The following is a 14,777-nucleotide window of genomic DNA, read 5'->3' as shown; positions in this document are numbered from 1 at the left end:
ATTAATTTGTGATTGGAGGACTTATTATGCAAAAAATTGGTTTTATTGGTACAGGCGTTATGGGTAGTGGAATCATCAATAATCTACTACCTGATTACTCAGTAAATATTTACACTAGAACTAAATCTAAGGCTGAACCTTTAATTGCTAAAGGTGCAAACTGGTATAGTGACCCGAAGATAGTTACAGAAAATTCAGATATTATTTTCACAATGGTTGGTTTCCCTAAAGATGTCGAAGATGTCTACTTCAAGGACAATGGTATCTTTGCTGGACTAACTAAAGACAAAATTATCGTTGATATGACAACTAGTACACCAACCCTAGCTAAAAAAATTGGTACCGCAGCTGAAAAACTCGGTGTCCAAACACTCGATGCTCCAGTTTCCGGAGGCGACGTGGGTGCTAGAAACGGCCAATTAACCATCATGGTCGGTGGATCAAAAGAAGCATTTGAAACACTACAACCTATTTTTAAAATAATTGGCAAAACAAACCACTACTTTGGCCCATACGGCAGCGGTCAACACGCCAAGATGGCTAACCAAATTATGATAGCCGGAACGATGACCGGAATGTCAGAAATGTTCGTCTACGCCAAGGCTGCTGGATTAGACCTATCAGCTGTCCTAGAAACCCTAGAAGGCGGAGGAGCAGATAATTGGAGCCTAGAAAATTATGGTCCAAGAATCCTTAAAGGCGACTTTCAACCAGGATTTTATTCCAAACATTTCCTAAAAGACCTCAGAATTGCACTAGACGAAAGTGAAAAGATGGGATTAGATTTACCCGCTACTAAAGAAGCAAAGAAGTTGTATGAAACATTAGTTGATGATAATGGATTAGGAAACGACGGAACACAAGCATTGGTTAAGTTATGGTGGTAAGAGCGTGGAACAGGGGCGGTCAGCTCCCGGAGGATAACGTAATTTCACGAATTGCACGCCGCACTTTGCGGGCGATTTGGGAAATTTTGTTATCTCGGAGGGAGTTGCCCCTGTGGAACGCGTTTTGACTATATCGCCTAGAACCATGGTTATAAACAAACAAAAACAGCACCCATTAAAGTAAGCGCCCCTCAAAAAGCCCGCATATAAAAATAGATGCTGTTTTTCTGTTTTCTGAATAAAACTATATTTCATTAACAATTTACCATTTTTACAGCAAAAAAAAGCCGAATCTAATCTTCAATATCCAAAAGCCGCCCCATCAACTCCAAATGATGCATGATCGACAACTTCTTCACGACACCCAAACCAGGAAACTTATCTCCAGAACCAAACTCCAACAACTTCTCCAATCCCAAAGTCATATTCAATCCTGAGATATTTTCCTCAACCCAAGGAATCAATTTATCCAAAGCCTCAAAAAACTTAATCTTCTGCCCACGCATACTCTCATTACTGTCCGAAACGAAATGATGAATCCGCAAACTACCATCCTTGGTCACATAAATTAAATGTAGCGCAATCGCCCGACTTGGCATCCCCTTATCAAAATAAATGTGTCCAACCATTGAATAGTCGCTAAACCCGTCAAAATCAAGCATCTGATACCAGTTATTCGGCTCAAAAAATTCATCCTCCAGGAGTGAATAATCTTCCACATGTTTGACGAAAGTCAGTGGATCAGTCAATAATACCGCTTTTTTCCCGGCCAACTTATGCAACCTAGCAACATCAGGAATAAGAATCTTATCCACTGCTTTTAAAACTTGCGAGTGCTGATAAGCTTTCAACAGTTCATAATTTGGAGCGATCACTAAAGATTTCTGTTGACCACTCGTTCGCAAAAAATCACTACTAAAATCTGCACTCAAAATTGCACTTCGAACGTAAAAATTAATTTTTTCCACATCGAGCAGTGGATAAAGCTTGGTATCGTTCAAGCCATATACGCTAACTTGCGGATTAGCTATCACGCTAAACGGTTGCGCATGGTCAATGAAAGTTTGCACCGTCGTTTGTAATTCCTTTGAATCACGGACTGGTTCTATTATTGGGACGATATTAGGCCCTAAAAGATTATTTTCCACTAGTTCTTTTAAAGCTAGTAAATCATACATTCGGCCGCGAAAATATGGATAATAAATCATAATTTATCCTCCATATTTGGTTGCTTCTGTTGTTGGAGTTGTAATTTCAATAGTTGATACTCTTCATTTCTAGCGTCTAGTTCTTCTTGTAACGCCGTTATAGCGCCGTCCTTTATTTCATCAACGAACCTATCATACAAGTTATGGTCAGGCTTATAGATATCATAGCCAGCTTTTTGACGTTTTTGTAATTCCTTAAATAATTGATCATCTGAATATAGTTGCAGACCTTTTTCCACTCGCTTAGCTTTGTCGACCTCTCGAAAAAGTGAGGCCACAAAATGAGCTGTCAATTGAGTCTCATCAACTTGTAATTCTTGGTATTGAGCTTTTTTAGCGACGGTCAAAAATCCCGGTGCCCGCAAAGTTTGGGGACTAGCTTCAACTGCCTTTTTATCAAAGGCCCGATAAATTAAGACACCAATGTGTGCGGGAATTTCCGCTTGAACTTCTTCATATAGTTTTTTAGTTAAAACAAAATAATTGTAGTTACCGATAAATGACAATTTAGCCTTTGAGTGAAAATCTGCTTTAGTAACTTTTAATTCATAACAGCGCCACTCAATCGTTTTATCCGTTAATTGTTGATAACTCAAAGTATCGACAATCCCTTTTTTGTCCGGCATCGATACTTCTTCCACAACATATGATCCTTGTTCTAAACAATATTGATAGAGCGTACTTTCCAAATCTTTAGTTAATTTAGTTTTCATGGTGTTCCTTCCAAAAGTTATCCACTGAAGTTGTTAATCGTTCAACTGAACTGATCCGTTGGTAATTTTGCCAATGCTGTGGAAAAAGTTTTGTATATCGAAGACTAGCAAAACGCTGATCTAATAACAAAATAATTCCCATATCATGGCTACCACGAATCAAGCGACCGGCAGCCTGTAAAACGTTATTCATCCCCGGCATTTGATATGCATATTCAAATCCACGGTTATTTTTTTCATCATAATAATCACGAATTAAGTTATTCTCGGCACTTAAACCTGGCAAACCTACACTGACGATAGCTACACCAATTAGTCTATTACCACGCAAATCGATTCCTTCTGAGAAAATTCCTCCTAAAACACAGAAACCGACTAAAGTCTGTGTAGGATTCTCCTCAAACTTAGCTAAGAAATCTTGACGAGCGGCTGCGTCCATAGCTGATTCTTGTGTAATAGTTTCCACCTGTGGATAAGTTTCTTCAAAAGCTGTTTTGATTTGTTTTAAATATCCATAAGATGGGAAAAAGAATAAGTAATTACCTTTTTTGCCGTCAATCAGGGCTCTTAAACTGACAACAATTTTATCTTGATAAAATTCACGTTGCCGGTAAGTAGTCTGAATGTATTGCGTGATAAAAATTGCTTGATTGTTTACTGGGAAGGGTGATGGCAATTGATATGCTAGGCTATTATTGATTCCTCCTAAAACATTTTGATAATAATCCATCGGCGACATTGTGGCGGAAAACAATACTGCTCCCAAACCGAGATTCATCGACTCATCGAGAAAATGACTCGGATCTAAGCACAGTTCTTTGACAATCAAATTTTTATCATCGATCACGATTCTTGTCTTGTATGTGTCGTCGTAAAGCATCCCAATTTTGACAAAGGTCAAACAGTCAAAAAAGAAATCCTTAGCCTGTTCTAAAAAGTCCGATGGTTTTTGATCTTGCATCCAATCAGTCATGAAATCATCGAATTTTCCGAGAACATTTATCAACTCATTGGGTGAATCAGTGGTGATACTCTCCGTTTTTTCGTCTTCTTTGAGGACTTTTTTCATCTGATTGAAAACACGACGAACTATTTTGATTTGTTTCTGAAAATCAGCACTCAATTGTGTCGGAATATCTTTAGCTACTTTCAACAACTGTTTGATTTTAAAATCACTGATTTCCGCCGAATACATAGCTCGCGAACGGCTGACTAAATTGTGTGCTTCATCAATTAGAAAAAAGTTATCCGTGTCCTTTTCAACGAAAAAGCGTTGTAAATAAACTAGTGGATCGAATAAATAATTGTAATCACAAATAATCACATCACAAAATAATGACAAATCGAGTGAAAATTCAAAGGGATCAACCGTATGCTTCTTGGCATACTTTTCGACTACTTCACGAGTAATCGCTCCCTCATTTTCCAAAACATCCGCTAAAGCTGGTTTCAAACGGTCATAGTAGCCAATCATATAAGGGTCTTTTTCAGGAGGGACATCTTGTTCAGGAAAACGGATCTTATCTTTAGCAGTCAAAGTAATGCTCTTTAACTTCAAGCCTTTTGTCGACATCAAAGCAATTGCTTCTTCGGCGACATGACGAGTACTTTGCTTTGCAGTCAAATAAAATAACCGTTGGATTTTCTCCTCGCCCATCGACTTTATTGCCGGAAAAAGGGTTGAAATTGTCTTCCCGGTTCCAGTCGGTGCTTCGACAAAGAGGCGTTTTTGATAATAAATCGTTTTATAAACGGCTGCTGCCAGTTCTCTTTGACCCTTGCGAAAATTAGGAAACGGAAACTGCAGCGCAAGAATTGACTCATTGCGAGTTTTGCGTAATTTAGCTCTGAGTGATAGCCAATACTCATATTCCTCGATTAATTTTTCAAAAAATTCATTTAATTCGTTTCGACTATATTCGTGTTCATCAGTCGTAACTTCTTCATTACTAACTTGAAAATAGGTCAATCGTAACGTTACAGTGTCAAATTCCAAATGGTCTTTTAGCAATAAATAACCATAAACTTTGACTTGTCCCCAGTACAAATCCAAAGTGTTATCGCTCAACTCTTCAAATGGTTGGTCGGACGTTTTGATTTCCTCAATTAGAGCAGTTTTGTCCTCAATTTTAATCCCATCAGCTCGACCAGAAATAAGGTAACTGGCATCGTTCATCTTCACTTCTGTTTTTAGATAAACTTCACTCTGATAATTTTTATTTTTAGTCCGTTGTTTTTGGAGGCGTCGATGGATTCGCGCACCATTAGCAGCAGTGTTTTGACTATTTTTAGTTTCGTTCAAGTCGCCACTACGTAAAACAAACTCTACTAATTGACGAATTCCAATCTTTGTCGGCATTTTTACCCTCCTAATATTTGCTTACTAACATTTTAAAACATACGTTCGTTTTTGTCTGTATTTCTTTTTTAGTTAATTTATAGTTTACTTTTGGATAAGTTTTTTTATTATTATTGAAACTAATTTTTATTTATTGAGGATTATTATTATATCTATAAACGATATAAACTGAGGGATGCTTTATGAAAAATAAACAAAGGAATATTTTTTTTAGTGTATTAATTTTATTAACTCTCATAAATTTAAATTTAAAAATTAATCATGTTTCGGCCGCAATGTCTAAAAGTGATGCCATTGCTTCGGTTCCAAACGGTTTGGACATTACCCAATATTTCGAGCACGGAACTAGTTCTAATGCAAAATTTAAAACTAACTCCGCCACTACCGTCAGTGGTAACAATCAAATCATGGATCTTGCCAGTGGTGCCAATTCTGTTGGTGCCTACTGGTCAAAAGAGTCAGCCAAAAACTACTTGAAAGTTGATGAAGACCAGACTATCTCTGCCTGGTTATATTTTGGTGACGGTTCTGGAAGTGACCAATTGACTAATGGTGAAGGTATGGCCTTTGTACTTCAAAACGATACCAATGGAATCAACGCCTTAGGCGCTGGTTTTGAAGGATTAGGCGTTTATGGTACTGATTATGGTACCATGCAGCGTGATACGATTGATGTTGGTGAACTTATTAAGACCTATACTTATCCCAAAACTTATACTGCCCAAAGTATTGCTAGTACAGCTATCCAAAATAGTTTGGCTTTGGAATTCGATACCGAACTGGACAATACTAGCAAGGAAGATATTCTTTCAAAACAAATCGGTTCTAAATACACATCCAATCTTGGTTTTACAACCAACAAAGATTACTCACTAAACAACTTCGATACTACCAGTACTAACTTAGTCATCCCAAGTGACTATCCTGATAAAGACGAAGCTCGTTTTGGTATGGGTGGTGGCTACGGACACATTGCAGTAACTTATCCCGGAATGTCCGATAGTTATCAAAAGCTTTCAACTGGTTTCAGCACTTTTGGTTCAGCCTTTTCAATGATCCACACCAAAGCTTCTCAATCCGCCAACTTAGTTGATGATATCGATTCAAGCAATCGTGCTATTTATTGGCATCATCTGACAATTCATTGGGAACCAAATGATGACGGTACTGCCACTTTAAGTTATTCATTCAATGATATCAATCCTAACGACAATACTGCTAATTACAATTACGGTTCCAGCAATAACTTCGTTAGAGTCGATAATTCAGTCAAAGTTGATTACAAAAAGCTCTTCGGTGATACCGACAAAATTCTCTGGGGCTTTACTGGCTCCAACAGTACTAGTGACGATGTGGCTGATAAAATGGTTGCTTTTGAATCAATTCCTGCCATGCTTTATATCGAAACTGCTTCAAATATCGTCGATCACACTTTAAATGACCGCACGATCGACAAAGATTCCTCAACCGCATCAAAGACAATCGGAGCCGGCGACGACTTGAGTATTAATTACGACTTAGATTATGATTCTGGTCGTGACAGCTGGAAAAAAGTTAATCCTGTTTTGAATCTACCTAGCAATTTCACTGTAAAGTCCGATGATAACAACAATATTGGTACCATCACTTATAAAGATAATAATGGTAAGACCGTCAAGACTGAAAATATTTCTGCCAATGACTTAAATGGCACCAAGATCACGATTCCAACGCTTGATAGTGCGGGAACTGGCTTGTTGGGTGATGCGGATAGTGGTTTGCCAACCCATGTCACTTTCACAATCAACGGCACTTCAGTCAATAACACCGACAAAGACGTTACAGTTAAGCCAGTTGCTTCGATTTTTACCGGTCAAAACGAAATTTCTGAAGCAAGTACACCTGAATTTATAATTCGCTACAAGAAAACTCATAAATTACAATTAACTCCTGAGTCGAAAACAATCGATTTACTCTTCCAAGGCGATGGGGGCCTCACACTATCAACTATCTTGAAGTATGACAATGGCGACGACTTCCTAACTAGTCCGGAGGGTTCGATTTTTTACACCATCACCGTCAATGGTAAGAAGTACACAGCCGCAAAAACGTCTGATGGTAGCGCCAGTTTGAGTAACGACTTCGATATCAAAAACGACTTGATCAATAATGACAGCGAATTTTGGAATATTTTCAAACTCAACTCGACGCAAAAAATCACCATCACAGCGACTGATCAAGACGGTATCACTTCAAACACCGCTACCTTTACGGTCAATGTCATTCCTAATAAATCTCTTGAAGTTAGTGCCGACTCACTGAGTTTCGGAACAATTCAAGCACTGGGCAATTCGGACACGTTGAAAAGACAAAATAATTTGAATTTACACGTTAAAAGTAACAATACCGTTTGGCACTTGTTTGCAAAAGCTTCAATCCTGCAAAACAGTGACGATGATTCTTTCAACGGTTTCATTTACTACAACAGCACTAAAAATGATTTAAACAGTGGTTACATCAACATTGCTAACCATAACGATACATCAGATTATAACGATACCATCTCGGATGATTGGTCTAACAACGAAGGCATTCTCTTATATAACGATGGTGTCAATCAGACAGGTACTTATAGCGGTGAAATCACCTGGTTAGCTCAAGATACTATTTAAAAAAGCAATCTCAAATGTGAGATTGCTTTTTTATTTACGTTGACCAACTAAAATCGTTGATCCAACGGTAATTTCATTGACCTTTGTCCAGTCAATTTTACTCTTATCGACGTTGAACAATAACGGTGTCATATTGATAAAAGCGTTACGTTCTAGTTTGGACACTTGATAAGTCTTTGTAACGTCAATTTGGTCAACTAATTGATAATGTTCTTCAAAATAGTCGAGAACTTTTTTATTTGAATATTCAGCCTGTTTCAATTGATCTTTGGCAACTTCACGTAATTCCTTAACGTGAGATTGATTAGGTATCACTTTTAAAACATAACCACCTGGCTGCAAGATTCGCTTAAATTCCTCGTAATTAGCTGGTGAGAAAACATCGATTATTCCGGAAATAACTTGTTTTTGAATTGGTAAGTGGGCTAAATCGCCAACGAACCACTCGACTGGCGTATTAACTCCTTTAGCAGCTAATTGAATCGAGTCTTTAGAAATATCAAACGCTAAAACATTTTCCGCTACTTCACTCAACTTCTTAGCGTAATAACCTTCGCCGCAACCTACATCTAACAAATTTTTCAACTGATAGTGATTCACTAAATCCACTAGTTTATTAGCAATGTGGTCATACATGCCGTGTTCTAAGACTATATGGCGGTTCTCAAACGAAGCTAGGTCATAATTTTTTTGCAGTTTGGCATTCAAAATAAAATCGACAAATCCTTTTTTGGAAATGTCGAAACAATGATTTTCTCCACACATCAAACTGTTATCAACCAATTTCAAACTTTTTCCACAGATTGGACACTGGAAAAAATTTTGACTGTTACTAAATTTTTGAATTTTATTATTCATTACTACCCCTGTTCCTCAGAAACTAATTGTGGCATCTCGGCGTTGATAAAATCAATAGCGAATTGGTTATCATAAATCCAAGCGTTGATCTGATTTTTTCGTAAAATCAGTGGCATTCGATCATGTATCTGAATCATCGATTCATTTGGTTGAGTCGTAAACAAAATACTTTGTGGGACGCTATCAAAATAATTGTAACAACCAGCGATAAATAAGGTTTGCGGGTCGTTACTGAAATTGAATTTATATTTTTGCTTAGCTTTATTCCATTCAAAGAAACCCGTCGTCGGATAAACACAACGGCGTTTCAAAAAGGAATCTGCGAACATCTTTTTTTCTTGAACGGTTTCGCTACGCGCATTGATAATTGATTGGCCTTTTTTAAAACCGGGAAAGCCCCACTTCATGCCAACTACTTTAACTTGTTTTGGACCGGCTACTATCAAGGTCGTTTCATCAGTTGGGAAAACTTCACCAACTTTAACATCATATCCGGCATCATAGGCTAATTTAAAAATTCGCCCGATCTCCTCATTTTGATCCGGCTGAAACAAAAAACGTCCACACATTTTTCCACCTCTTAGAGTGTTCTATTCCATTGATTACCAAAATCTCTTTGTGGTAAACACAACAAGATAATTAACGCTATATCACCAATTACTGGAATAATTGGTAAAAGGACCCACCAACCACGCATTTTACGATCATGCAATCTGCGAATGGCAGCGGTAAAAATAGAAATCAAATAATAACCCCAAGTAATTGCAAAGGCGACACCAACGATTGAACTCCAGTAAAAATCATCAACTGGCATTTTAGTAATGATAAAGCCTAATAAGCCCATAATCACAAAAGCGACAACTGACATTCCTAAAAAGCCCCACCAAAAGTCCTTACGACTCATACGTTTTGCGCCGACGAATAAATCTTGAAAATATAATTTTGTTGAAGCAAAGATTCCGGGACGAAAACTTTCATTCCAAACTGATTCTTTCATTTTAAATTTCTCCTAAATTCGGCTCTTAACTGTGTTAGTGTTAACTGCCGTCTTCCGCACAAGCCCTGTGATGAGCTGGAACGCTGCCGGCGCAACTTTGAGCTTTTTCAAGTTCGGAAAAATCTCAAAGATTGGCCTTCTTGTAAGTGCTAAAGCACTAACAAGAATTTGGCGGCTGAGTCATCACAGGGCTTGTGCTCCAGACTAAATTTTAGTTCTATTATTTATTTCAAAAATAATAATTAAATATCACTATTAAAGCTTCTTTATAACTAACCCTGAACAAGAACTCTAAATTCGAATACCAATAATAAAACCAAGGATACCAAATAAATAAGTCAAAACAAAGTAAAGAAGACACGCCATAAAGCGACGTTGAAAAAATAGCTGACTTAATTCCATGTTGAAAGTTCCAAAAGTAGTGAAACCTCCACAAAATCCGGTACCTAATAGTAATAATAATACACCGCTACGAATTTGTGCAGTTAATACTCCCAGTAGTAACGCTCCTAAAACGTTGATCAGTAGCGTTATAATGGGAAAATCTATTTTGATTTTAACTTGCAGCAAAGTGAACTCATTACGGACAAAAGCCCCAACTGCCGCTCCAAAACCTACAACTAAAAAATTCATTTGCGCTTGCTCCAATCGTTAAATGCCTGACTAGCAGCCCAATAATTTCCTAGTAACGCTACGAGAAACCCTCCGACCATCGTAACGGTCAGATACCAAAAAAGTAGCCACCATTGACCGTTTTGAAACAGTCGAAAGGAATCAGCAGTGAAGGTTGAAAAAGTCGTATAAGAGCCTAATAATCCCGTACTCAAGGTCAAAATAGTATTAGTAGAAAGGTGATATCGGTCTTGCAAGTAATGAATCAGAAATGGCAAAACTAGCGCTCCACTTAAATTAGCAACTAAAGTTCCTAATGGAAAACCATCTTGTGGCTTGAAAACTAAACTTTCCAAATATCTTAAATTACTACCGATAAACGCTCCAATCAATAACAATCCAAAAACTTTTAACCTTTTCATTAATGAACTCCTCGTGAAATTAATATAGTTTTATTATAATTCAAAGATTGTGGTAAGCAAAGTAAGGGATATCGTTCTAGTTTGGTTAGTGAGTTAGTGTAAATTGCCGTCCTCCGCACAATCCCTGTGATGAGCTGGAACGCGGCCGACGCTATTTTGAGCTTTTGCAAAGTACGCAAAATCTCAAAACTAGGTCTTCTTGTAAGTGCTAAAGCACTAACAAGAATTTGGCGGCTGAGTCATCACAGGGATTGTGCTCCGGACTAGATCATAGGTTTATTTTTTTATTCATTTATCATTAAAAAAGAGAAAAACAAGAGGTCATTTCTAATGGAAATACCGTTAATAAAACCTTTCTGTATCTTTTATAACCAAAGTAAGTGCCATTCTTTTTGGTTGGGTTAATTCGGCAAAAAAACAGAGGAAAAAAAGAGGATATTACTAATATTGCAGAGTCCTGCAATATGGTAATATCCTCTTTTTTGTATCTGTTAATTTTTACTTTAATTTATGAAACAGGTTATTTCTTGTCAACATCATGGCCGCCGAACTCGTTTCTTAGGGCAGCGACAACTTTTCCAGTAAAGGTATCATCTTCTAGTGAACGATAACGCATCATTAATGAAGCAGCAATAACTGGAGTTGGAACTTGTAATTTCAAGGCTTCATCGAGTGTCCACTTACCTTCACCTGATGAATGCATAACGCCTTTGATTTCGTCTAAATTAGGATCTTTTGAAAATGCTGATTGTGTTAATTCCATCAACCAACCACGAATAACTGAACCGTGTTCCCAAACTTTGGCAACTGCTTCGTTATTGTAATCAAATTGGCTATGTGTCAAAACATCGAATCCTTCAGCGATAGCTTGCATCATTCCGTATTCGATTCCGTTGTGAACCATCTTCAAGTAGTGACCGCTACCGGCTTTTCCTGTGTAAAGGTAACCGTCTGTTTGAGCGATTCCTTTAAAAATTGGTTCAATATAAGCGAAAGTTTCTGGATCGTCGCCACCAATCATGAAGTTACCATCACGATTAGCACCACTCATACCACCAGAAGTTCCGACATCAAAGAATTTAATTTGCTTATCAGTCAAAATTTTGTTGTGTCTTAATGAGTCTTCGAAGAATGAATTTCCCCCATCAATCACAATATCATCCTGATCAAGGATCTCACTAAGTTTATCAATTGTTTCGTTTGTTGGATTACCTGCAGGTAACATTACCCACACAATACGAGGAGCACTTAATTCTTTAACCGCGTCTTCCAAAGTCTTTTCAACGTGTGCGCCTAGTGTTGAAGCATCGTTTCTGGCAGCGTCGTTCAAATCGAATGCCACTACTTCATTTCCATTGCGAATCAAATTTTCTGTTAAATTGATTCCCATCTTGCCTAACCCAATCATTGCTAATTTCAAAATTAATCCTCCTAAGTTGTTATCACAAGGATTAATTATACATAAAAAAGCCGCACCAAAAACAACATTTTGGTACGACCCGATTGCGACAAAGGTTGATATCATAGACTTAATTGGCTGGTTAGTTCATAAACTTGTTCCACCAGTGACCTTTTTTGTCGTCACTTACCTTTTCATTTACACGTTCTTTAATAGTTTCATCTTCATGTGAATCAGCACTTTGAACTTTTTCTTGAGCTTGTTGTTTCAAAGTATCAAGTTCAACTTGTAATTGTTCTTTGGCTTTTTGAGCATCATTGAGTTCTTCTTGTAACTCTTTGATCGTCAATTCACGTTTCTTATTTTCAGATTCTAATTTAGCAACAGTCACTTGTAATTCTTCGACTTTTTTGTTGTCCCCGTTAGATTCTTCAATTTTGGCATCAGCAGCTGGGAAAATCTGCATTGCAGAAGTTTCCAGAGTCATTTTAGGACCATGGCTTAATTTCACCATTTCCTTAAAATTTTCGATATTTTTTTGCGTATACAAACGATTATTTTGACTGTTACGTTCAAAATATTGATTGTTGGCCGTAGTCTTTTCTACGATCAATGAGTATTTACGCAATGTGGCTACACTGATTCCTAAATTCTTGGCAGCTTGTGCAGGAGTTAATAAGTTATTGCTTTTTACTTTAGTCAAAAGGATTCCCCCAAGGTTGTTTCATTCTCTCCATTATAAAAATAATATTTTCGACTTTCAACCACAAAATCACTGTAGTTCAAATTAAAAATCATCCTCGCTATATTTTAACCATGAAAATGGATATACTAAAGGTGTATTAATAAAATATTTACTCTTAGCCGACACAGTCGGTTTTTCTTTGGTGTATAATTCACTTTACAAGAACAGAAGGGGAAATCATATATTGTCAAGTTCTACAATTACAACTAATTTTATTATCATTCTCTTAACCTTTATTTTTGCCTTCTTCTTTGTTGCTGCCGAGTTTGCTTTAGTTCAAACTAGGTCAAGTCAACTGGAAGATGCAATTGCTAAGGGCGATGGTAATGTAAAAAAACTCAAACGTGCTCTAATGATGGTCAACAACCTCAACGAGTACTTATCAACCACTCAAGTTGGTACTAGTATCGCTGGTATCATCTTAGGTTGGATTGGTGAAAGCACAATTGAATATCTTTTAGTAGAAGTGTTCGGCGTAGCTCATATCTCTGCTGGTGGCAGTAGCGGTTTACATGCACTCAGCTCGATTGTTGGTGTGCTCTTACTTACTTATTTGGAAGTTGTTTTGACAGAAATCGTGCCAAAGAACATTTCAATTGATATGCCAATGACAATGCTCATGTTAGTCGTTACACCATTGAGATTTTTCCACTTAGCAGTTTATCCATTCGTTTGGTTACTAAACGTTTCGGCTTCAGGAATCGTCCGTTTAATGGGAATGAAACCTGCTGATTCAGAAAACGAAGTCTTCTCGCAATCCGAAATTTTAAGACTATCTAAGTCTTCAATCAAGGGTGGCGACATGGAACCAGATGATGTTATCTTTATGCAGCGTGCCTTCGAATTAAATGATAAGGTCGCTAAAGATATCATGGTCGATCGGACTAGCCTTTACGTTGTCGATATTACCGATAAGGTTAAAGACGTTATCAAAGATTACCTTCAACAAGGATTTTCCAGATTCCCAGTTGTAGCTGATAATGATAAAGATAAGGTTCTCGGATATGTCTATGCTTACGATATTGTCCGTCAAAACCAAGTTGACGGTGATGTTGGTATCAGTCGTATTTTGAGATCAGTCAATACCGTACCAGAAACTATGCCAATTCAAGATATCTTATCTAAGATGATCAAGAAACAAACTCCTATCGTTATTGTTGTTGATGAATACGGTGGGACTAGTGGTATCGTTACCGATAAAGATATTTACGAAGAGCTCTTTGGAACCGTTAAAGATGAAATTGATGATGTTTCTGATGAATATATCGTTAAAAATGATGATGGTTCTTATAACGTTTCTGGTAAGACTACGCTTTATGATTTCGAACGTTACTTCAGAACCGACATCCCAGAATTTCAAGATTCTGATATCATCACCGTTGGTGGTTACATTATTGAAAAGTATCCTAATATTCAAAAAAACTTTGAATTCAAACTTGGTAATTTCAAGTTCAAAGTTGCCGAATTCGATCACGGTTTCGTTAACTGGTTCAAAGTAAAAATTGATAAAGAAGCTGTCACAAAACAAGATAATCTCGCTTCATTAACTGATGTTGATGACCTGAAAGAATAAGAGAGTGGAACAAGCCCGATTAGACTCAGACAGATAGCCTAATTCCACGAATTGCACACCGGTCTTGTGTGTGATTTGGGGAATGTAGCTATATGGCTGAGTCTGGCTTGTGTAACTCGTTTCAATAAGAGAGTGGAACAAGAGCGGTCAGCTCCAGGAGGATAACGTAATTTCAGGAATTACTCGTCGCACTTTGCGAGTGATTCCTGAAATTTTGTTATCTCGGAGGGAGTTGCTCTTGTGTAACTCGTTTCAACTAAAGAACGGGACAGGACATGAGCAACTCCCGAGTATTAAGGCAAATAGCCCCGTGGTAATTGAACTTCGATTACCACGGGGCTATTCTTTTTTAG

At 37.5% G+C, this 14,777-nt stretch carries 13 protein-coding genes; 3 read left to right on the top strand and 10 right to left on the bottom strand.

Translation table 11 applies throughout. The features are described from left to right. Positions 1-26: 26 nt before the first annotated feature. On the top strand, positions 27-887 hold the full coding sequence (locus tag EGT49_RS05350; RefSeq protein WP_135372267.1) for an NAD(P)-dependent oxidoreductase: 861 nt from the start codon (positions 27-29) through the stop codon (positions 885-887). A gap of 293 nt (positions 888-1,180) precedes the next feature. Here the strand turns inward: EGT49_RS05350 and EGT49_RS05345 are convergent, their stop codons facing one another. Genes EGT49_RS05345 through EGT49_RS05335 form a run of 3 tightly spaced genes read right to left on the bottom strand, consistent with a single transcriptional unit; the run spans position 1,181 to position 5,167 of the window. Further along, positions 1,181-2,095, bottom strand: a complete 915-nt coding sequence (locus EGT49_RS05345) for a sce7725 family protein (protein ID WP_135372265.1) — start codon at positions 2,093-2,095, stop codon at positions 1,181-1,183. Beyond that, positions 2,092-2,808, bottom strand: coding sequence for a hypothetical protein (locus tag EGT49_RS05340; RefSeq protein ID WP_135372263.1), 717 nt, complete (start codon positions 2,806-2,808; stop codon positions 2,092-2,094). Before EGT49_RS05340 ends, EGT49_RS05345 begins: the two co-directional genes overlap by 4 nt. Continuing rightward, on the bottom strand, positions 2,798-5,167 hold the full coding sequence (locus EGT49_RS05335; protein ID WP_135372261.1) for an ATP-dependent DNA helicase: 2,370 nt from the start codon (positions 5,165-5,167) through the stop codon (positions 2,798-2,800). The genes EGT49_RS05340 and EGT49_RS05335 overlap by 11 nt, the downstream gene beginning before the upstream one ends. A gap of 275 nt (positions 5,168-5,442) precedes the next feature. Here EGT49_RS05335 and EGT49_RS05330 point away from each other — a divergent pair, with 275 nt between their 5' ends. Beyond that, positions 5,443-7,818 carry a hypothetical protein gene (locus EGT49_RS05330; RefSeq protein ID WP_135372259.1) on the top strand — a complete coding sequence of 792 codons (2,376 nt, stop codon included), beginning with the start codon at positions 5,443-5,445 and terminating at the stop codon, positions 7,816-7,818. 30 nt (positions 7,819-7,848) lie between these two features. Here the strand turns inward: EGT49_RS05330 and EGT49_RS05325 are convergent, their stop codons facing one another. From EGT49_RS05325 to EGT49_RS05295, 7 genes are all read right to left on the bottom strand, one after another. After that, positions 7,849-8,676, bottom strand: coding sequence for a methyltransferase domain-containing protein (locus tag EGT49_RS05325; RefSeq protein ID WP_135372257.1), 828 nt, complete (start codon positions 8,674-8,676; stop codon positions 7,849-7,851). A gap of 2 nt (positions 8,677-8,678) precedes the next feature. After that, on the bottom strand, positions 8,679-9,245 hold the full coding sequence (locus EGT49_RS05320; RefSeq protein WP_135372255.1) for an SOS response-associated peptidase family protein: 567 nt from the start codon (positions 9,243-9,245) through the stop codon (positions 8,679-8,681). A gap of 11 nt (positions 9,246-9,256) precedes the next feature. Beyond that, positions 9,257-9,673, bottom strand: a complete 417-nt coding sequence (locus EGT49_RS05315; protein ID WP_135372253.1) for a DUF805 domain-containing protein — start codon at positions 9,671-9,673, stop codon at positions 9,257-9,259. 291 nt (positions 9,674-9,964) lie between these two features. Continuing rightward, positions 9,965-10,306 carry a CrcB family protein gene (locus EGT49_RS05310; RefSeq protein WP_135372251.1) on the bottom strand — a complete coding sequence of 114 codons (342 nt, stop codon included), beginning with the start codon at positions 10,304-10,306 and terminating at the stop codon, positions 9,965-9,967. After that, positions 10,303-10,707, bottom strand: a complete 405-nt coding sequence (locus EGT49_RS05305; RefSeq protein WP_135372249.1) for a fluoride efflux transporter FluC — start codon at positions 10,705-10,707, stop codon at positions 10,303-10,305. The genes EGT49_RS05310 and EGT49_RS05305 overlap by 4 nt, the downstream gene beginning before the upstream one ends. 520 nt (positions 10,708-11,227) lie before the next feature. Then, positions 11,228-12,127 carry a phosphogluconate dehydrogenase (NAD(+)-dependent, decarboxylating) gene (gene gnd, locus EGT49_RS05300; RefSeq protein ID WP_135372247.1) on the bottom strand — a complete coding sequence of 300 codons (900 nt, stop codon included), beginning with the start codon at positions 12,125-12,127 and terminating at the stop codon, positions 11,228-11,230. A 121-nt stretch (positions 12,128-12,248) separates the two neighbouring features. Next, the gene (locus tag EGT49_RS05295; protein ID WP_135372245.1) at positions 12,249-12,809 is read right to left on the bottom strand and encodes a MerR family transcriptional regulator; all 561 of its coding nucleotides are present in this window, start codon (positions 12,807-12,809) and stop codon (positions 12,249-12,251) included. 226 nt (positions 12,810-13,035) lie between these two features. Here EGT49_RS05295 and EGT49_RS05290 point away from each other — a divergent pair, with 226 nt between their 5' ends. Then, entirely contained in the window at positions 13,036-14,424 is a 1,389-nt protein-coding gene (locus EGT49_RS05290) for a hemolysin family protein (protein ID WP_135372243.1), read from the top strand. Positions 14,425-14,777 lie beyond the last annotated feature (353 nt).

The sequence above is a fragment of the Companilactobacillus suantsaicola genome (assembly GCF_004745525.1).
GTDB classification, from domain to species: domain Bacteria; phylum Bacillota; class Bacilli; order Lactobacillales; family Lactobacillaceae; genus Companilactobacillus; species Companilactobacillus suantsaicola.
This window is presented reverse-complemented; position numbering and strand designations above follow the sequence as displayed.

Excerpts from the sequence above, each read along its gene's own strand:
- EGT49_RS05350 (WP_135372267.1), top strand. The coding sequence starts at position 27 with ATGCAAAAAATTGGTTTTATTGGTACAGGCGTTATGGGTAGTGGAATC.
- EGT49_RS05345 (WP_135372265.1), bottom strand. The coding sequence starts at position 2,095 with ATGATTTATTATCCATATTTTCGCGGCCGAATGTATGATTTACTAGCT.
- EGT49_RS05340 (WP_135372263.1), bottom strand. The coding sequence starts at position 2,808 with ATGAAAACTAAATTAACTAAAGATTTGGAAAGTACGCTCTATCAATAT.
- EGT49_RS05335 (WP_135372261.1), bottom strand. The coding sequence starts at position 5,167 with ATGCCGACAAAGATTGGAATTCGTCAATTAGTAGAGTTTGTTTTACGT.
- EGT49_RS05330 (WP_135372259.1), top strand. The coding sequence starts at position 5,443 with ATGTCTAAAAGTGATGCCATTGCTTCGGTTCCAAACGGTTTGGACATT.
- EGT49_RS05325 (WP_135372257.1), bottom strand. The coding sequence starts at position 8,676 with ATGAATAATAAAATTCAAAAATTTAGTAACAGTCAAAATTTTTTCCAG.
- EGT49_RS05320 (WP_135372255.1), bottom strand. The coding sequence starts at position 9,245 with ATGTGTGGACGTTTTTTGTTTCAGCCGGATCAAAATGAGGAGATCGGG.
- EGT49_RS05315 (WP_135372253.1), bottom strand. The coding sequence starts at position 9,673 with ATGAAAGAATCAGTTTGGAATGAAAGTTTTCGTCCCGGAATCTTTGCT.
- EGT49_RS05310 (WP_135372251.1), bottom strand. The coding sequence starts at position 10,306 with ATGAATTTTTTAGTTGTAGGTTTTGGAGCGGCAGTTGGGGCTTTTGTC.
- EGT49_RS05305 (WP_135372249.1), bottom strand. The coding sequence starts at position 10,707 with ATGAAAAGGTTAAAAGTTTTTGGATTGTTATTGATTGGAGCGTTTATC.